Source organism: Kribbella sp. NPDC050124 (assembly GCF_044460355.1).
Lineage (GTDB): Bacteria > Actinomycetota > Actinomycetes > Propionibacteriales > Kribbellaceae > Kribbella.
Window position 1 is genome coordinate 307,854 of sequence record NZ_JBITJU010000003.1, and the last position, 18,436, is coordinate 326,289.

Annotated in this window: 16 protein-coding genes; 6 read left to right on the forward strand and 10 right to left on the reverse strand. The window is 69.1% G+C overall.

Annotated features, from left to right (window positions below):
- Positions 1 to 24: 24 nt before the first annotated feature.
- The 3 genes from ACIBL3_RS11235 (at position 25) to ACIBL3_RS11245 (ending at position 6,266) form a co-directional block, all read left to right on the forward strand.
- Positions 25 to 882 (forward strand): hypothetical protein, encoded by an 858-nt coding sequence (locus ACIBL3_RS11235; protein WP_396353150.1) that lies wholly within the window; start codon positions 25 to 27, stop codon positions 880 to 882.
- On the forward strand, positions 879 to 2,078 hold the full coding sequence (gene fahA / locus ACIBL3_RS11240) for a fumarylacetoacetase (RefSeq protein WP_396353151.1): 1,200 nt from the start codon (positions 879 to 881) through the stop codon (positions 2,076 to 2,078). The genes ACIBL3_RS11235 and fahA overlap by 4 nt, the downstream gene beginning before the upstream one ends.
- Before the next feature lie 435 nt (positions 2,079 to 2,513).
- Positions 2,514 to 6,266, forward strand: coding sequence for an endo-alpha-N-acetylgalactosaminidase family protein (locus ACIBL3_RS11245; protein WP_396353152.1), 3,753 nt, complete (start codon positions 2,514 to 2,516; stop codon positions 6,264 to 6,266).
- A 59-nt stretch (positions 6,267 to 6,325) separates the two neighbouring features.
- Here ACIBL3_RS11245 and ACIBL3_RS11250 read toward each other — a convergent pair whose 3' ends face one another.
- The 6 genes from ACIBL3_RS11250 to hppD all read right to left on the reverse strand — a co-directional run bounded on the left by ACIBL3_RS11250 (position 6,326) and on the right by hppD (position 12,475).
- Positions 6,326 to 7,570, reverse strand: a complete 1,245-nt coding sequence (locus tag ACIBL3_RS11250; protein ID WP_396353153.1) for an ATP-binding protein — start codon at positions 7,568 to 7,570, stop codon at positions 6,326 to 6,328.
- 45 nt (positions 7,571 to 7,615) lie between these two features.
- Positions 7,616 to 8,314: a two-component system response regulator CseB gene (gene cseB / locus ACIBL3_RS11255; RefSeq protein WP_396353154.1), complete on the reverse strand. Its 699-nt coding sequence runs from the start codon at positions 8,312 to 8,314 to the stop codon at positions 7,616 to 7,618.
- 6 nt (positions 8,315 to 8,320) lie between these two features.
- Positions 8,321 to 8,962, reverse strand: coding sequence for a hypothetical protein (locus ACIBL3_RS11260; RefSeq protein WP_396353155.1), 642 nt, complete (start codon positions 8,960 to 8,962; stop codon positions 8,321 to 8,323).
- A gap of 141 nt (positions 8,963 to 9,103) precedes the next feature.
- The gene (locus tag ACIBL3_RS11265; RefSeq protein ID WP_396353156.1) at positions 9,104 to 10,480 is read right to left on the reverse strand and encodes an FAD-binding oxidoreductase; all 1,377 of its coding nucleotides are present in this window, start codon (positions 10,478 to 10,480) and stop codon (positions 9,104 to 9,106) included.
- 67 nt (positions 10,481 to 10,547) lie between these two features.
- Positions 10,548 to 11,021, reverse strand: a complete 474-nt coding sequence (locus ACIBL3_RS11270) for a hypothetical protein (RefSeq protein ID WP_396353157.1) — start codon at positions 11,019 to 11,021, stop codon at positions 10,548 to 10,550.
- A 251-nt stretch (positions 11,022 to 11,272) separates the two neighbouring features.
- On the reverse strand, positions 11,273 to 12,475 hold the full coding sequence (hppD, locus tag ACIBL3_RS11275) for a 4-hydroxyphenylpyruvate dioxygenase (protein ID WP_396353158.1): 1,203 nt from the start codon (positions 12,473 to 12,475) through the stop codon (positions 11,273 to 11,275).
- A 150-nt stretch (positions 12,476 to 12,625) separates the two neighbouring features.
- Here hppD and ACIBL3_RS11280 point away from each other — a divergent pair, with 150 nt between their 5' ends.
- Positions 12,626 to 13,099, forward strand: coding sequence for an Lrp/AsnC family transcriptional regulator (locus tag ACIBL3_RS11280; protein ID WP_396353159.1), 474 nt, complete (start codon positions 12,626 to 12,628; stop codon positions 13,097 to 13,099).
- On the opposite strand, the gene ACIBL3_RS11285 is transcribed toward ACIBL3_RS11280, so the two are convergent.
- Entirely contained in the window at positions 13,096 to 13,740 is a 645-nt protein-coding gene (locus ACIBL3_RS11285) for a helix-turn-helix domain-containing protein (protein ID WP_360528857.1), read from the reverse strand. The two genes, ACIBL3_RS11280 and ACIBL3_RS11285, sit on opposite strands and share 4 nt — an antisense overlap.
- Positions 13,741 to 13,795: 55 nt before the next feature.
- On the opposite strand from ACIBL3_RS11285, the gene ACIBL3_RS11290 reads away from it, so the two are divergent.
- Entirely contained in the window at positions 13,796 to 14,554 is a 759-nt protein-coding gene (locus ACIBL3_RS11290; protein WP_396353160.1) for a hypothetical protein, read from the forward strand.
- On the opposite strand, the gene ACIBL3_RS11295 is transcribed toward ACIBL3_RS11290, so the two are convergent.
- Complete coding sequence (locus ACIBL3_RS11295) at positions 14,551 to 15,783, reverse strand: MFS transporter (RefSeq protein ID WP_396353161.1); 1,233 nt, start codon at positions 15,781 to 15,783, stop codon at positions 14,551 to 14,553. The genes ACIBL3_RS11290 and ACIBL3_RS11295 overlap by 4 nt on opposite strands.
- 31 nt (positions 15,784 to 15,814) lie before the next feature.
- Positions 15,815 to 16,576 carry a phytanoyl-CoA dioxygenase family protein gene (locus ACIBL3_RS11300; protein WP_396353162.1) on the reverse strand — a complete coding sequence of 254 codons (762 nt, stop codon included), beginning with the start codon at positions 16,574 to 16,576 and terminating at the stop codon, positions 15,815 to 15,817.
- A gap of 118 nt (positions 16,577 to 16,694) precedes the next feature.
- On the opposite strand from ACIBL3_RS11300, the gene ACIBL3_RS11305 reads away from it, so the two are divergent.
- Positions 16,695 to 17,339: an AraC family transcriptional regulator gene (locus tag ACIBL3_RS11305; protein ID WP_396353163.1), complete on the forward strand. Its 645-nt coding sequence runs from the start codon at positions 16,695 to 16,697 to the stop codon at positions 17,337 to 17,339.
- Between the two features lie 81 nt (positions 17,340 to 17,420).
- Here the strand turns inward: ACIBL3_RS11305 and ACIBL3_RS11310 are convergent, their stop codons facing one another.
- Positions 17,421 to 18,371: a zinc-binding alcohol dehydrogenase family protein gene (locus ACIBL3_RS11310; RefSeq protein WP_396353164.1), complete on the reverse strand. Its 951-nt coding sequence runs from the start codon at positions 18,369 to 18,371 to the stop codon at positions 17,421 to 17,423.
- Positions 18,372 to 18,436: the final 65 nt, after the last annotated feature.

The following is an 18,436-nucleotide window of genomic DNA, read 5'->3' on the forward strand; positions in this document are numbered from 1 at the left end:
AAAGCATCCGTTAGGCTCGGACCCATGTCAACCGTCCCTGCCCTGTTCCGGCACCTGGTCGACGACGCCTCCATGTTCCCGCCCGGGGACCTGCCGCTGGCCGAGGCGGTCGCCGCGCACCGGGCGCACCGCCAGTCCGCGTACGCCGACCTCGTCGGGCCGTTCGTGTGCGCCGACGAGGACCTGATGAAGGTCGCCGCCGAGGCTGCCCGGACCGGACCGGGCCCGCTCGAGGTCCTGGTCGTGATCACCGGCGGCGCCGGCGGCATCGAGCCCGCAGTCCGGTACGGCGACCGCTCCACCGACATCACCGTGAAAGCCGTCGAGGTGCGACTGCGGAACGAAGACGACCTGTCCCGCAACGCGCTCCGGGTGGTGCGCGCCTGTGACGACTGCCTGGACGAGGAGAACGCGTTCGTCGAGGTCGGGCTGGACGGCGCCTGGGAGCGCGCTCTGGACGTCGTCGCCGACGCCGGGTACGCCGCCAAGCTACGCACCGGCGGCCTCGACGCCGCGCTGTTCCCGTCGGAGGACCGGGTCGCGGCGTTCATCACCGCCTGCCTGGATCGTGAGGTCGCGTTCAAGTGCACCGCCGGCCTGCACAACGCCGTACGGCACACCGCGGCCGACACCGGCTTCGAGCACCACGGGTTCCTCAACGTGCTGCTCGCCACCCGCGCCTCGCTCGACGGCGCCTCCCAGGACGAAGTGGCCGCCGTACTGGCTGATCGTGACGCCGAGCAACTCGCGGCCCGCGCCAGCGAACTGTCCGACGACCAGGCCGCAAGCACCCGCCGATGGTTCACGTCCTTCGGCTCCTGCAGCATCGAGGAACCCCGCCACGACCTGACCACGCTCAAGCTGATGGAGGCTCAGCAGTGACCTGGATCGACATCCCCGCCGACTCGGCGTTCGGACCGGACAACCTGCCCCTTGGCGTGTTCCGGCACAACGACGAGGAGCCGCGGGTGGGCGCCGCGATCGGCGACCAGGTCATCGATCTCGCGCCGGTCGCGTCCGCGCAGATGCTGGACGGATCGCAACTGTTCGCCCGGCCGTCGCTGAACGACTTCCTCGCCCTCGGCCGCCCGGCCTGGCAGGCGACCCGGGAGTGGCTGCTCGACCTGGTCCGCAACGAGAACGACCGCGACGTGGTCGAACCGCACCTGATCCCGCAGTCCGCGGTGACGATGCAGCTGCCGTTCGAGGTCGGCGACTACGTCGACTTCTACGCCTCCGAGCACCACGCGACCAACCTCGGCCGGCTGTTCCGGCCGGACTCCGAGCCACTGCTTCCGAATTGGAAGCACCTCCCGGTCGGCTACCACGGCCGGTCCGGCACGATCGTTGCCAGCGGCACCGACATCGTCCGCCCGTCCGGCCAGCGCAAGGCCCCGGACGCGCCCGCGCCGACGTTCGGCCCGTCCCAGCGCCTCGACATCGAGGTCGAGCTCGGCTACGTCGTCGGTACGCCGTCCACGCTCGGAAAGCCCGTCTCCGTGGAGGACTTCCGGGAGCACGTGTACGGCGTGGTGCTCGTGAACGACTGGTCAGCGCGGGACCTGCAGGCGTGGGAGTACGTCCCGCTCGGGCCGTTCCTGGGCAAGTCGTTCGCCACCTCGATCTCCCCTTGGGTGGTGTCGCTCGATGCGCTCGCGGCAGCCGCCGTACCGCTGCCGCCCCAGGATCCGCCGGTCCTGCCCTACCTGGCGGGCGAGAAGCTGGAGAACTACGACATCACCTTCGAGGTCCGGCTCAACGGGCATCTGGTGAGCACCCCGCGGTACAAGGAGACCTACTGGTCGCCCGCCCAGATGCTCGCGCACATGACCGTGAACGGCGCCTCCATCCGCACCGGCGACCTCTACGCCTCCGGCACGATCAGCGGCCCGGCCGCGAACCAGCGCGGCTCGTTCATAGAGCTCACGTGGGGCGGCCGAGAGCCCCTGGTCCTCGATGGCAAGGACCACACCTTCCTCGAGGACAACGACAAGGTCACCATCACCGCCTGGGCGACCTCCCCAGCCGGCGCCCGCCTGGGCCTCGGCGAGGTCACCGGCAAAGTCCTCCCCGCCTGACACTGATCGGCCCCGTGGCTGACGGCAAACGGTTCGCCGGGCGCATCCCGGGATGCGGACGAAACCGCTCAGATGGCGGGCAAATCGGGCCGGAACGCGGGGCGTGAACACCTTCTGGGGGGCCGGGACATGTCATGAGATGTTCCAGGTCCCCAGAAGGTGGTCAAGGCCCCCGCGATTGCACCAAATCACCCCGGGTCCAGGGGCCTCACCGACCCGAAGCCGAGTCTCATCCGCCGCCTCTGGTTGGCTGACCCACCAGACCGTGGGTTGGCTATCCGGATTCCGGTAAGCCAACCCACCGCGGGATGGGCCAGCCAACCAGAGCGCCAGGCGAAGCCCACCCAGCCTCGCCGAGGCGAAGGCGAGGCGGATCTTGTTCATAACTGTTCGTTTCTCTTGACCTGCTAGCGGTTACGTGCGAACTTTCTCCGCATGAAACGTTCAGTGGGGCATGGGGTACTGGCTGTAGCCCTGGCTGCCGGTGTGCTGAGCGTGCCTGTGGGCGCGCACGCCGCCGGCGACCTGACGCTGCGGTCGAACGAGCTGACGGTCACCGTGGGAGCCGACTTCCCACGCGTGATCAAGTACGTCGACAACGCGTCCGGCCAAGCGCTCGGCGGCCAACCGGACGCCATCTCGGCAGTCACGATCGACGGTGTCGCGCGGACCGCCCACCTGACCGCACCGCCCGCGGTCAGTGGCGGCACCGCGTCGTACACGCTGGCCTTCGACGCGCTGCCCGGCGTCGAGCTGGACGCGAGTCTGAGCGTGGCCGGCCGGGTGACGACGTTCGAAGTCGACGCTGTGCGAGACACCGAGGCGTCGCGGGTGCACACGATCGACATCCCGAACCACGACCTGGTGTCCGTCGCCAGCACCGACAGCGGCGCGACGACCGCGTTCACCACACTCGATCCCGACTCGACGCGCACCGCGGACAAGATCACCCCGATCACCGCGGCGACACCGGCCGAGCCGTCCGCGACCGGAGCGGCGTACGCATTTGTGAACACCAGCGGTCTCGCCGCCGGCATCGAGTCGAACTCGGTCTACGACAAGCCGTCCGGCCAGTCCGTCGACGACGGCGCCCGGTTCTGGCACCGCGCCCGCAAGGCCGCTGACGGCACGACCCGCGTCGGTGTCTGGAGCGGTCAGTGGACCTACCGCGCCGACACGTCGCCGTACACCGAACCGCTCCCCTGGGCGAAGGTCGTCGTCACCCCCGACGCCAACCAGGACCAGACGGTCGACTGGCAGGACGGCGCGATCGCGTTCCGCGCGATCATGACCGAGCCGAAGGGTGGCGACCAGGTCAAGGACCGCGTCGTCACGCACATCCCGTTCAACTTCGCCAGCCAGGCGACGCACCCGTTCCTGCGGACCCTGGACGACGTGAAGCGGATCTCGCTGGCCACCGACGGCCTCGGCCAGATGGCCGTGCTGAAGGGGTACGGCTCGGAGGGCCACGACTCGGCGCACCCGGACTACGGCGGCAACTACAACACCCGGGCCGGCGGCCTCGCCGACCTCAACACCCTGCTGCAGAAGGGCAAGTCCTGGAACGCCGCCTTCGGCGTGCACGTGAACGCGACCGAGTCGTATCCGGAGGCGAACGCCTTCAGCGAGGACCTGGTCGACAAGAACGCCAAGGGCTGGAACTGGCTGAACCAGAGCTACTACATCAAGCAGCGTCCTGACCTTGCCTCCGGCAACATCGTGAAGCGGTTCCAGCAGCTCCGCGACGAGACCGACGACAACCTGCAGGAGCTGTACATCGACGTGTACTACCAGTCCGGCTGGCTCGCCGACGGCCTGACCCGGCAGCTGGCCGACCAGGGCTGGCAGATCGCGACCGAGTGGGCCGACCGGCACGAGCGGACGTCGTTGTGGTCGCATTGGGCCAACGACCTCGACTACGGCGGCGCGACCAACAAGGGCCTGAACTCGAAGATCATCCGGTTCGTCCGCAACCACGAGAAGGACGTCTGGAACAACGACCCGATCCTGGGCCAGACCAGCCTGGTCGAGTTCGAGGGCTGGACCGGTGAGACGGACTGGAACGCGTTCTACAGCAACATCTGGCAGAAGAACCTGCCGGCCAAATACCTCCAGCAGCAGCAGATCACCGACTGGAACACCGACGGCATCGCCTTCACCGGCGACGTCCGCGGCGCGGTCGAGAACGGCAAGCGGACTGTGTACGCCGGAACCGCGAAGGTGCTCGACGGCGACAAGTACCTGCTTCCGTGGGACGGCAACAAGAAGCTCTACCACTACAACCCGGCCGGCGGCCGCACCACCTGGCAGCTCCCTGCCGCGTTCAACCAGGTCTCGAAGTTCGCGGTCTACAAGCTGACCGACACCGGCCGGGTCAAGGTCACGACCGCTCCGGTCCGCAACGGCGCCGTCACCCTCGACGCCACCGCCGGCCAGCCGTACGTCCTCTACCCCGACGCGGCGCCGACCCCGGCTCCGGCGAACTGGGCTGACGGCTCCCACCTGAAGGACCCGGGCTTCAACGCCGGCAACCTGGAGGCCTGGGAGGCGACCGGCGGCGCGACGATCGACCGGCTCGGCAACGGCCAGCACGTCGCGAGACTCGGCACCAAGTCCTCGTCCCTGCGGCAGCGCATCACCGGCCTCGCCCCCGGCCGCACCTACAGCGCCTCCGCCTGGATCGAGGTCGAGCCCGGCAAGTCCCGGCCGACCACCATCACGGTCGACGGAGTCAAGAACACCATCACCCGCTCGACCGCCCGGAACCTGGTTGCCGCGGACGACAAACACGACGCGTACTACCAGCGCGTCCGCGTGGTGTTCACCGCCAAGGGCACCAGCGCTCAACTGGCGATCGGAGCAGCGGCCGGTGCCGCGAAGGTTCGGGTCGACGACGTCCGCGTGGTCGAGACCAACCGTCCCGCAGCGGGTCTGGTCGATGACTTCGAGAACGTCGACCAGGGCTGGGGCCCGTTCGTGAAGGGCGATGCGGGTGGCGTCACCGACCCACGGACGAGTCTCGCGAAGATGCACGCGCCGTACACGCAAGCAGGCTGGAACGGGAAGCTCGTCGACGACGTGCTCGACGGCGAGTGGTCGCTCAAGTCGCACGAAGAGAACGAAGGCCTCGTCTACCGCACGACGCCGTGGACGGTGAACTTCCAGCCCGGTCACAAGTACAAGGTCAGCTTCGACTACGAGAGCGGTCGCGCCGGCCAGTACGCCTGGGTGCAGGGCGTCGACCGGCCGGACGCGGTCGAGGTCAAGGCGACCCCGATCGGTGAGCAGCGGACGAAGGCGACCTTCAGCCAGGAGTTCGTCGCCGGTTGCGGCGGCGACTACTGGGTCGGCCTGCGCAAGCTGTCCGGCGGTGGCGACCAGGCCGACTTCGTCCTGGACGACTTCGCCGTCACCGACCTGGGTACGACGTCCGAGCCGGCCGACTGCACGTCGATCGCGCTGACCGGCGTGACCGGGCTGGTGTCCGGTGAGGCCAACACCCTCGTCACCACGTTCACCAACAACGATGTCGTTGCCGCCAACAACATCACGCTAGGCCTGACCGCTCCGGACGGCTGGACCGTCGCGGCAACGACTCCCGCCACCCACGCGACGGTTGCTGCCGGCGCCAGCGTGACGACCAAGTGGGATGTCACCCCGCCGGCCGGCACACCGGAAGGCAAGTACGTGCTGACGGCAACGGGTGGCCGGGCGACGACCACGGCGGAGGCGACCGTCCTGCCGCCGGGGATCGTGCCGCAGTCCCGGATCACGGTTGCGGACGTGAGCAGTGAGGACGTCGCCACCGGTGGCGCCGCGACCGCGGCCTTGGACGGAAACCCCAGTACGCTCTGGCATTCCGCCTGGTCCCAGGTGTCGCCGCCGGCCGGCTTCCCGCACCACATCACGCTCGATCTCGGATCGACGTACCAGGTGGACGGTTTCGGCTACCTGCCGCGGCAGAGCGGGACGAACGGGATGTTCAAGGGCTACGAGCTCTACGTCAGCGCCGACGGCCAGAACTGGGGTACGCCGGTCGCGACCGGTGAGTTCCCGAACTCGACGGCCAACCAGCGGCTCACCTTCACCGCCAAGTCCGGCCGGTACGTGAAGTTCGTCGGCACCAGCTCACTCAACGGCGCGGTCTTCGGATCCGCCGCCGAGCTGAACGTCTACGGCACCCGCTAGAACAACACAACGGCGCCACTTCCCACCCCCTTGGGAAGTGGCGCCGTTCGCTTGTTGTGTTAAGAGTGCGTCTCAGGTTCGGACGGGAGGACCAGACGGGCGAGGGCGCCGCCTCCGGGGGCAGTCCCGAAGGTCAGGTCGGCGCCGAGGACCTTGGCGTGGCCGGCGGCGATGGTGAGGCCGAGGCCGTGGCCGACGCCGCGTTCAGCCATCCCGGACCGGAACCGGCGCGGGCCCTCGGCAATCAACTCCTCCGGATAACCGTTGCCGTGGTCAACCACCTCGACGGTCCGGCCGGACACCGTGACCTCGATCGGCGGCTTGCCGTGCCGCAACCCGTTGACGATCAGGTTGGCCAGGATCCGCTCGATCCGGCGTGAGTCGGTGGACACCGTGACATCCGGGCCGTCCTGGTGGACCAAGACGCTGTCCGGCGCGAGCGCCTGCTGCATCCGCAACCGGCCGACCGCCGACCCGACGAAGGCGCCCAACCCGACCAATTCCAGGTCTGCCTGCTCGACCCCCGAGTCGAACCGGGCGATCTCGAGCAGGTCCTCGACCAGTCGCCGCAGCACCTTGGCCCGGTCCCGCACCAGCTCGCTCGGGCGGCCGGGCGGCAGCAGCTCGGCGGCGGTGGTCAGCCCGGTGACCGGCGTACGCAGGTCGTGCGCGACGTCCGCGGTGAACCGGCGCTCGGCCTCCAACTGACCGCGCAGCGAACTGGCCATCGTGTCCAGGGCGGTCGCGAGCGACTGCACCTCGTCCTTGCCCTTGCCGACCGCCTCTGCCGCCGACGCGTCGAGGTCGCCGGCCGCGATCCGGCGCGCCGTACCGGCGACCGCGACGATCCGCTTGGACAGGCTGCCGGCCAGGATCACGCTGACCAGCGCCACCAACCCGACGGTGCCGATCCCGCCCAGCAGGAGCGCCTGCCGGAGCGCACTCATCGAGTCGTCGCTGGACTCGTAGTCCTGCACGATCGACAGGATCTTGCCGTCCTTGACCCCGACCGCGGCCCACATCTTCGCGTTCGGCGACCCGGTCTTGAACGTCGCCCGCTTGCCCTCGAGCACCGCGTCGCGCAGCTGCGGCGGCAGGTCCGGATCGTCCAGCTTGGACCCGAACACCGGTACGCCGTCGCGGTCGTAGGCGGACGCGGCCAGCTGGATCCGCTCGTCGGCGAAGCTCCGCGTCCGGTCCAGCCGGGCCGACTGGGCCTGGGTGTAGACCGCGACGCAGAGCACCAGGATCGCGAGCGACGAGACCAGCAGGAAGATCAGACCGAGCTTCCCGCGCAGTCCCACGTCAGTGCCTTCCGTCCGAGGTCGGTGTGCCTCCGGACGACACTATTAGGCCCGCAGCTTGTAACCGAATCCGCGGACGGTTTCGATGCGGTCGGCACCGATCTTGGTGCGCAGCCGTTGCAGGTGGACGTCGACCAGCCGGCCGTCGCCGCCCCACTCGTAGTCCCAGACCCGCTGCAGCAGGGTGGATCGGCTGAGTACGACCCCGGGATTGTTGGCGAACTCGATCAGCAACTTGAGCTCAGTCGGCGTGAGCTGGACGGTCGAGCCGCTCCGCCGTACCTCCAGGGCCTCCCGGTCCAGCTCCAGGTCGCCGAACGACTCCACGCCGGTCCCGGCCGTCGGCGCCGGCCGCTCCGGGTCGGACACCGCGCGCCGCATCACCGCGCGCAGCCGGGCCACCAGGACCTGGGTGTCGAAGGGTTTGGTCACATAGTCGTCCGCACCCGCTTCCAGCCCGAGTACGACGTCCAGCGCGTCGCCCCGAGCGGACACCATCACGATCGGGACGGTGCTGGTCTCGCGGATCCGCCGGCACACCGAGATGCCGTCCAGCCCGGGCAGCATGATGTCGAGCATCACGACGTCCGGGTGGATCTTCTCGAACCGCTCGATCGCCTCCAGGCCGTCCTCGGCCGTGGTGACGTCGTAGCCGTGCCGCTCGAGGGTCAACTGGGTTGCCTCACGGATCACCGCGTCGTCCTCGACCATCAGGATGCGCGCTGCCGGTTCTTCCGGTACCACCGAACTTCAGTCTCCCTTGTTGTCCGTCGAGCTCACCTTGATCATCTGCCGGCCGTTCCAACGGTAGACCTCGACCCGCCGACCCGACGGGCAGCAGACCTTGTCGTCGAGCGTGTAGATCTTCGACTCGACCACCAGGTCACCCTGCGGGCTGGCGTTGATCGTCGGCTGCTCGACCTTCAGGCTCCAGATCGGCCGCGGACCGGCGGGTTCGAGCGCGATCAGGAAGATACCGAAGACGAAGTTCTCGATGGTGTGGATCAAGACGAGCTGCTGAGGCGTTCCGTTGTGCATAACATCAACGGACTTACCCCTGCTCAGGCAACGCGAAATCACCGTGCAATTCGTGAGCACCCGCCGGGAGATGTCCGGCAGGCGCCGATCGGCCAGCAGTTTGACCCGTACCTGCGCCAGGTCGACGGCCACTTCAGGGGTCCGGCCGGGCTCCGGAGCGATCCCCTCACCCATCACCGAGGGGGTCTCGGACGGAGTCGCGCTGGTGGCCGGCGCGTCGGCGCCCTCGACCCGCAGCCCGCCGCCGTTGGCGCAGGCGGACAGGCCGACCAGCGTGGTCGCGGTCACGACCGCGGTCAGCAGGGTCCGGCGACAGGCGCCGGCGGAGGCGCGCCCGGCTCGCCACATGCGCATAGGGCGCCTCCTACCCTGCCTCATCGATTCCCCCGGGAGATTCAGACAACTACCTTCCATAGTGCTGGCCGGACGTCACATTCGACGGCCATGGACGTCGAATGGCCTCGGCAGTTCCGTTGCGGTTGGGTCACAGCCGCCCTACCCCGCCACCACCTTGCCCGGGTTCAGGATGTTCTTCGGATCCAGCGCGGCCTTGATCGCGCGGTGCACGTCGAGCGCGACCGGGCCGATCTCCTCGGCCAGCCAGGTCCGCTTCAGGACGCCGACCCCGTGCTCACCGGTGATCGTGCCCCCGAGCTCGAGGCCCACCTCCATGATCCGGTCGAACGCCTGCTGCGCCCGGTCGGCCTGGCCGGGATCGGTCGGGTCGAAGACCACGGTCGGGTGCATGTTGCCGTCGCCGGCGTGTCCGAGCACACCAACGGTGATGTCGAGCTCCTTCGCGAGTACCTCGATCCGGCCGATGAACTCGGCGAGCCGGGAGCGGGGCACGCAGACGTCGTCGATCATCGTCGTACCGAGCTGGTCCAGCGCGAGCAGCGCCGCCCGCCGGGCCTCCAGCAGCAGCTCGCCCTCGGCCGGGTCGTCGGCTTCCAGGCACTCGATCGCACCGTGCTCGCGGCACAGCTTGGCCACGGTCGCGACGTCGGCAACACCGGCCTCGCCGCCCGCGTCCGACTGGGCCAGCAGCATCGCGGCAGCCTCGGTCGGCAGGTCCATCCGCTTGTACGCGTTCACCGCGGCGATCGTGGTCCGGTCCATGATCTCCAGCAGGCTCAGCGACACGCCGCTGCGGATGATCTCGGTGATCGCGTGACCGGCCGCGACACCGGAGTCGAACAACGCCGCCATCGTCCGCGGCCGGGCGGCCAGCGGACGCAACGCCAGCGTCGCCTCGGTGATGATGCCGAGCGTGCCCTCACTGCCGACGAGCAGCTTGGCCAGGTCGTACCCGGCGACACCCTTGACGGTACGGCGACCCGTCCGCAGCACCCGCCCGTCCGCGAGAACAACTTCCAGGCCGAGCACGTAGTCGGTCGTCACGCCGTACTTCACGCAACACAGGCCACCGGAGTTCGTGGACAGGTTGCCGCCGATCGAGCAGAACTCCCAGCTGGACGGGTCCGGCGGGTAGAACAGCCCCTGCTCCTCGACCGCCCGGGACAGCACCGCGTTGTAGACACCCGGCTGGGTGACGACGTACCGGTCGACCGGCTCGATCTCCAGGATCCGGTCCATCTTCTCCAGCGAGATCACGATGCAGCCGTCCAGCGCGTTCGCGGCGCCGGAGAGCCCCGACCGCGCGCCCTGCGGTACGACGGGCACCCCCGCCTCGGACGCGATCCGTACGGCGGCCTGCACGTGCGCGGTCTCCCGGGCCAGGACGACGGCGAGCGGCATCCCGGCCGGGCAGAACATCGCCCGGTCGTACCGGAAGCTTTCCATCCGATCCGGGTCCGTCACCAGCGCCTCGGCGGGCAACGCTTGCCGCAACTGCTCGACAACGTCACTCATAGGTCCGAGCCTAGTGATTACCGAGCGGTTGTGCGCAGGCCGGTGATGTCCGGATCAGGACGGCCGGTCAGCGGGTCCGGGAGGTGGAGTTCTCCGAGATCTCCTGGTAGCCGCCGCCGTAGTTGTGGAACTCGCGGCCGATCGCGGCGAACGTGATGCTGCCGGCGGTCGCCTTCACCTTCGGCGTCCGGCAGGTCCGCTGGCCCTTGACCACCGACCCGTTGCCGCCGCGGCTGTCACAGCTGAGCACGCGGCCGTTGCTGCCGCCGCCGTACTGGACCAGGTAGGCGTTGGCCTTCGCGTTGGCCGGCATCCGCGACGCCATGGTGACCTCGGCCCAGTACTGGTAGCAGTTGTCCCGGACCAGCCGGATCGTGCCCCAACTCGGTGGCTTGTTGTCCCGCAGCATCGGCGCCGACGCGATCGACTTGGCACCCGAGCAGGTGGCGGCTCCGGCCGCCTGGGCCGGCGTCGCGGCGAGGGCGATCGCGCCCACCCCGGCCAGGCCCGCAGTGCTGAGCAGAATGCCCAGTGTCTTCATGACGAAACCCTTCCTGAATGTACGCCCCGACGCACACTCACCGGGCACCCTACGCGAACAGCCCCTGCCCCGACAGTCATTCCGGTAATCGGACGGCGACACGCCGTAGCAAGTTGCATTCGGCAACAGGCAACCGCTTAACCACCCGCCCGCACACGAGGGGCTTTCCCCGCGAGTGTTGGGTTCTCCCCTCGCAGACGAGGGGAGAACCCAACACTCGCGGGGATATCCGCTCGAAGGAGTTGGGGCGGTCAGAGGTTGCCGCGTCGCTCTTGTTCGCGCTCGATGGCCTCGAAGAGGGCCTTGAAGTTGCCCTTGCCGAAGCCCAGCGAGCCGTGCCGCTCGATCAGCTCGTAGAACACCGTCGGCCGGTCGCCGATCGGCTTGGTGAAGATCTGCAGCAGGTAGCCGTCCTCGTCGCGGTCGACCAGGATGCCGCGGCTCTTCAGCTCCTCGATCGGCACCCGGACGTTGCCGATCCGGGCCCGCAGCTCCGGGTCGTCGTAGTAGGAGTCCGGCGTGTTGAGGAACTCCACGCCGTTGGCCCGCATGATGTCGACGGTGCGCAGGATGTCGTTGGTGGCGAGCGCGATGTGCTGGGCGCCGGCGCCGTCGTAGAACTCCAGGAACTCGTCGATCTGCGACTTCTTCTTCGCGATGGCGGGCTCGTTCAGCGGGAACTTGACCCGGTGGTTGCCGTTGGCGACCACCTTGCTCATCAGCGCGGAGTAGTCGGTGGCGATGTCGTCGCCGATGAACTCCGCCATGTTCACGAAGCCCATCACCTTGTTGTAGAACCCGACCCACTCGTCCATCTTGCCGAGCTCGACGTTCCCGACCACGTGGTCGACGGCCTGGAACAGCCGCTTCGGGTGACCGTCGGGCCGGGTGACCTGGGTGGTGGCGGCAACGAACCCGGGCAGGTACGGGCCGTCGTACTTGCTCCGGTCGATCAGCGTGTGCCGGGTGTCGCCGTACGCGGCGATCGCGGCCCGGCGGATGGTGCCGTGCTCGTCGGTGACGTCGTTCGGCTCCTCGAGTACGACGGCGCCCTGCCGGCGGGCGTGTTCGATGCACTTGTCCACGTCCGGGACCTCGAGCGCCAGGTCGGCCACGCCGTCGCCGTGCCGGCGGTGGTGGTCGAGCAGCGGGCTCTTCGGGCTGACCCCGCCGGTGATGACGAAGCGGGCCGAACCGGCCTTGAGCACGTACGCCTTGCTGTCCCGGTTGCCGGTCTCCGGACCGGAGTACGCGACCAGGTCCATCCCGAACGCGAGCTGGTAGTACTTCGCGGTCTGGGTGGCGTTGCCGACCACGAACACCACGGCGTCCATCGCGTGCACGGGGAACGGGTCGGTGCTCTCGTCGTACGGCACCAGGCCGACGAGCTGCTTCAACTGGTCGAGGTCGAGATCGGCGTCGAGCTCTGCGGGGGTGAGGTCGGTGCTGGTCATCGTGGTCCTCCCGGTTCGGGTTCGTGTCGATGAGCCTGGTGCGGCGGGGCAGGTTGCGCAACACATCCTTGTTTCACTGGGCAGGTTGTGCACTATCGTGGGGATGTTGCTGGACTATTTGGTCAGGGTGACCACTGCGGGAGGCAAGGTATGTCGGTCGACGCGCTGGACGCCCGGATCCTGGCGTTGTTCGCGGCCGAGCCGCGCGTCGGCGTCCTGGAGGCGTCGCGCCGGCTCGGGGTCGCGCGCGGCACGGTGCAGGCACGGCTCGATCGGTTGCAACGCGACGGTGTGGTCCGTGGTTGGGGTCCCGACATCGAGACCACCGCGATCGGCTACCCGGTGACTGCGTTCGCCACTCTGCAGATCGAGCAGGGCACCGGCCACACGGCGGTCGCCGAGGCCCTGGCCCGGATCCCGGAGGTCCTCGAGGTCCACACGATCACCGGCGCCGAGGACCTCTGGTGCCGGATCGTCGCCCGCTCCAACGCCGACCTCCAGCGCGTGATCGACCAGGTCGTCATCGTCCGCGGCATCCAGCGCGCCTCCACGGTCATCGCCCTCGCCGAGCAGATCCAGCACCGGGTGCTTCCCCTGGTCGAGGCAGCCACCACGAAGGATTAGGCGAGGCGCTTGGCTACTTCGATGGCGGCGCGGGCGACTCGGGGCCCCACGAAGTCGCGGTCGAGTTTGCCGAGCACGACGACGCCGATCGAGGCTTCGACCCCCGGTACGCCGAGAACCGGAGACGACACGCCTTGGGCGCCGGCCTGGAGCTCGCCCGAGGTGACGACGAACGGCCGCCCGGCCGGGTCGGGTTTGCGGCGACCGGCCAGGATCGCCTTCCCCGCGGCGCCCTGGTCGAGCGCGTGCCGCGACCCCATCCGGTAGGAGACGTGGAAGTCGGTCCAGCTCGGCTCGATGACCGCGATGGCGAGCGCTTCGTCACCATCCGCGACGGTCAGGTGCGCCGTCGCACCGGTGTCTTCCGCCAACGACCGCAGTACCGGCAACGCAGCGTCACGGAGCGTCGGTTGAACGCGCCGGCTGTAGTGCAGTACGGCGAGACCGAGGCGGGCCCGGCCTTCACTGTCACGCCGGACCAGCCGATGCAGCTCCAGCGTGTTCACCAACCGATAGACCACCGTGCGACTGACGCCCAGGGCGGCGGCCAGCTCGGTGATCGAGAGGCCGTCCGGGGCGTCCGCCAGCAACTCGAGGACGGTGAGTCCCCGGTCGAGGGTCTGGGACGTCTCTGCGGGCACCTCCGAAGCGTATCCGTTTTTCGGGCACGGCCCGATGGCCCCGTATCTTGCTGCCGTGCGAAATTACTGGGCGCTCCTCCCCGCCATCGCCGTGATGATCGGTCTGATCCTGCTGTACGCGATCCCGACGCTGATCAATCCGCAGTGGACCAGCTCGATCCTGGGCCTGTTCCGGCAGTTCCCCGAGGACCCGCAGCATGCCCAGAACTCAGCCCAGAACCAGCAGCGGCCGGCCGGGGTGCTCGGGCCGCAGCAGGTCAAGTCGCGGCGGATGCTGGCCGGCTTCCTGGTCGTCGCCGCGCTCGCGCTGCTCGGCTTCAACATCCAGCTGAACCGGGAGTCGAACGCCTGCTACCAGGCGGCCACGGCGTGGGGCGCGATCGACGGCGACTCGGCCGAGGACCCGTGCATCAACATGATCTACGGAACCTTCTTCGGCGACGGCACCGGCTCGAAGATCCAGGACAACTCGCAAGCGGTCCCGTCGTACCAGGTCGTGCACAAGAAGAAGCCGACGTACCTGCGCTGGATCCAGAACGCGCCCAAGTACGACGAGGCCGACCTGCTGATCGGGACCGTGATGGAGTGCGCCTCCGACCTGCGGATCACCGAGGAGGAGGACAAGGTCGTGGTCCTGATCGACGCGAACCAGCCCTGCCCGGACACCGACAACGTCTCGCTGACCTCCTACAAGCTGAAGAAGCCGCTCGGCGACCGCAAGGTGGTCACCGTCGACGACAAGCCGATGGAGCAGATCAGCCCGGACGTCGACTCCTGGCCGACCGTCGTGAAGAAGCTGGTGACGGGCGGCTAGTTCAGCTCGCGGGTCCTGGAGTCGTAGACCCGGAAGGGGCGGTTCCGGGCGAGGAGGAGCAGCAGCCCGGCGATGCAGACGGCCGCGCCGCCGAGGAGGGCGATCGTCGGGGTGGTCAGCGACGCCGCCGTGCCCGCGACGAAGTCACCGAGGCGCGGCCCGCCCGCGACCACGACGATGAAGACGCCTTGAAGCCGCCCGCGCATCGCGTCCGGCGCGGCCGACTGCAGGACGGTGTTCCGGTACGCCGAGCTGACCATGTCGGCCGCCCCCGACAAGGCAAGCAGCGCGACCCCGAGCCAAATCGTGCGGGACAGCCCGAACAGCCCGACCGCAGCGGCGTAGACCGTGATCGCGACCACGATCGCCACGCCTTGGCGCCGTACCCGAGTCACCCAACCGGAGAAGAGGACGCCGATCAGCGCGCCGATCGCCGGCGCCGCCTGCAGCAGGCCGACCGTCCGGACGCCCCCGCCGAAGAACGCGCCCGCGACCGCCGGGAACAGTGCGCGAGGCTGAGCGAACACCATCGCCAGGATGTCGGCCAGGAACGTCGCGAGCAATGCCGGCGCCGCCCGCAGGAACGTGAACCCCTCGAGCACCGACCGCAGCCCGGCCCGGCGTACCTCACCGGTCGGCGGCACCGACGGCAGCCGGAACAACGCGTACAGCGCCGCAGTGAAGGTCAGTACGTCGATCAGGTACGCCGCCGCGAACCCGTGCCACGCGATCACCGCCGCACCAAGTAGCGGCCCGGCGGTGAAGCCCAGGTTGAACGCCGCCTGGCTGAGCGTGTTCGCGGCCGGCAGCAACTCGGGCCGGATCAGCCGCGGGATGATCGCCGACCGGGCCGGGTTGTTCACCGCGAAGCACGCCGACTGGCAGGCCACGACGGCGTACAGGACCCACGTCTGGTTCCACTGCAGCTGCGACTGCAGCACCAGAACCATCGAGAGCAGCCAGAGCCCGGTCGACGAGACGAGCGCGAGAGTACGGCGGTCGATCGCGTCGGCCATCGCCCCGCCGTACAACCCGAACACGATCAGCGGGACGAGTGAGCACAGCCCGACCAGCCCGACCGCGAACGTCGAGTGCGACAGCGCGTACACCTGGATGGCCACCGTTACCGCAGTCATCTGCTGGCCGAGCTGGGACACCGTCGACCCGACCCACAGCCGGCGGAAGTCCGGCGACTCCTTCAACGGCCGGATGTCAGTGAGCAGACGCACCCTGACAACTTATGTCACGGCATGAAAATACTCAGACCCGAGGGAACAGTTCGTGGTCGAGCGGCTCGCCCACGGTCAGCCCGAGCCCGTCGGTGACGACATGCGGCGCACCCGTGTACGTCGCCTCGGCGTCGACGTAGATCGCAACGTGCGCGATCCGCGGGTCGTCGGTCAAGTTCGGCGTCGCGGAGTGGGCCAGGTAGGCGTTGTGGAAGGTGCAGTCGCCGGCTCGCAGCGGAATCGTGAGTCGCGCCTCCCAGCGCAGGTCGGGCGCAGCCCGGAACATGTCGTCCCGGTCGGACAGGTCCTGCCGGCGCAGGTCCTGGTGGTCCTGCGAGCCGGGGATGAAGGTCATGCACCCGCGCTCCACGGGTACGTCGACCAACGCCACCCACACGGACAACGAGTGCCGCGAACCACCGTGCGGCCAGTACGGCGCGTCCTGGTGGAACTCGGTCGCCGCGCCGTTGTGCGGCGGCTTGATCAGCAACTGGTCGTGCCACAGCCGCAGCGGGACACCGGCCAGCGCCGTCGCCGCGGCAGCAAGCCGGGGATCCAGCGTGAGCTCCTTCAGTACGTCGTCCTGCCGCCAGATGTTGACGTACTGGTTGAAGATCGGCGAGGCGTTCGCGTTGTCCGCGGCGACCCCGCTCACTGCCGCGGCCGCGTCCCGGAACCGGGCCGCCTCGTCGGCGGTGATCATGTTCCGGATCCGGACGACGCCGTCGCGGCGGTAGGCCGAAATGGTCTCTTCGTCCAGCTGCGCGGCTGTCGTAGGCTCGGTGGTGGTCATCGATCGGCTCCTCGGAATCCGTTGCCAGGTGGGTGCTTCCAGCCTCGGGCACCGAGGATCGGGACGACAGGCAGCAGTTGACCATCACTTGACTGATCTTGACCTCCGGAGGCCGGCAATGCACCAGGTCCTCAGCAGTCAGGTCTTCGCGGACCAGCGCCTCCCGGTCGCCGGTGAGCGTCTGGAGCTGGGCGCCGACGTCGCACCGCACAGCCACGCGTTCTTCGAGATCGCGGTCGTGATCGCCGGTCGCGGCATCCATCTCTCGGCAGCAGGCGAGGTCAGGCTGGAGCCCGACTCGGTCGTGGTCCTCCGGCCGGGTGAGTGGCACGGGTACACCGACTGCGACGGGCTGGTGCTGCGCAACGCCTACCTCGGTCCGGACGTCTTCGGGTTGCTGTCCGGAGCGTTGGTGCGCGGCGGCGAGTCACCGGAGCCGGCCCATCCGGCGGTCCAGCACGCGATGCGATTGCTGGAGGCAAGCATCGACGAGCCGTGGACACTGGACCGGCTGGCCGGGATGGTGAACCTCGCGCCCGGCTACCTGGTCCGGTTGTTCGGCCGGACCGCCGGCATCTCCCCGATGGCCTACCTCAACCGCCTCCGCGCCGAGCGCGCCGCGGGCTTGCTGATCGAGACCGAGCTGCCGATCGCCGCCATCGGGGCGATGGTCGGCTGGCACGACCCGAGCCATGCGAACCGCCGATTCCGGTCCACCTTCGGCCTCAGCCCGTCCAGCTACCGCGCAACCTTCCGCCCGTAACAGCGAACCTCGACCACGTCCCTGCTCTCGAGGGTCAACGGCAAGCTCCAACTCCCCCTTCCGGCACGAGCTTGCCCGTGGTCATGGACGAAGGACGAGCTTTCCCGTGGTCTTGCGGGCGAGCAGGTCTTCGTGGGCGCGCCGGGCCTCGGCCAACGCGTAGGTCCCGCCGACCAGGGGCCGGATCGCGCCGGTCGTGGTCAGCCTCAGCAGCTCGGCCAGCGGTTCGTGGTAAGCGCCCGGGTACTCCATCGCCGGGCGGAGCCAGAAGCCGGCCACGGCACGGTTGCTCTCGGCAAGTGACCCGGCGTCCACCATTGGCCGTCCCTCACGCGCCGCGTTGCCGTAGGTCACCAGCCGGCCGAATCCGCCGAGCACCTCCAGCCCCGCCAACATGGTCTTGCCGCCGGTGGAGTCCAGGACCACGTCGACCGGGCGACCGCCATTGGCCGCCCGGACCCGGTCGGCGTACCCGTCGGGCGCGCTGTCCACGGCAACATCCGCACCCAGCCTGATCGCGAGGTCACGCTTCTCCGGTGTGGACGCCGCGGCGATCACCCGGCCCGCTGTGAAGACCTTCGCCAACTGGACCGCGAGTGACCCGACGCCTCCAGCGGCCGCATTCACGACCACCGATTCACCGGGCGCGACGCGCGCGGAACTGCGGAGTATGTGCCAGGCCGTCAGGCCCTGCACCAGCAACGCGAGAGCTTCGCCGTCCCCAACCTCCTCCGGTACGGCGACCGCGCGGTCGGCGGCCACGACCGCGAACTCGGCGTACCCACCGCCTCCGAGAGTCGGGGCCAGGACCCGTCGGCCGTCCGCAGCACGTCCGACGACCTCGGCGCCCGGGATGAAGGGGAGCTCGATCGGCCCGCCGTACGACCCCTCGGTCCGGTGCGTGTCCGCGTAGTTCACCCCGGCGGCGGCGACCTCGACCAGCAAGTCACCCGGTCCGGGGACAGGCTCGGGGACCTCGACGCGGGCGAGGACCTCTGGTCCGCCGAACCGGCTGACCTGGATGGCGCGCATAACTGATTCCTCTCGACCGGATGCTCTGCCCGCACACGGTAGGAGGGACCCAAGCTGCCGCGGCA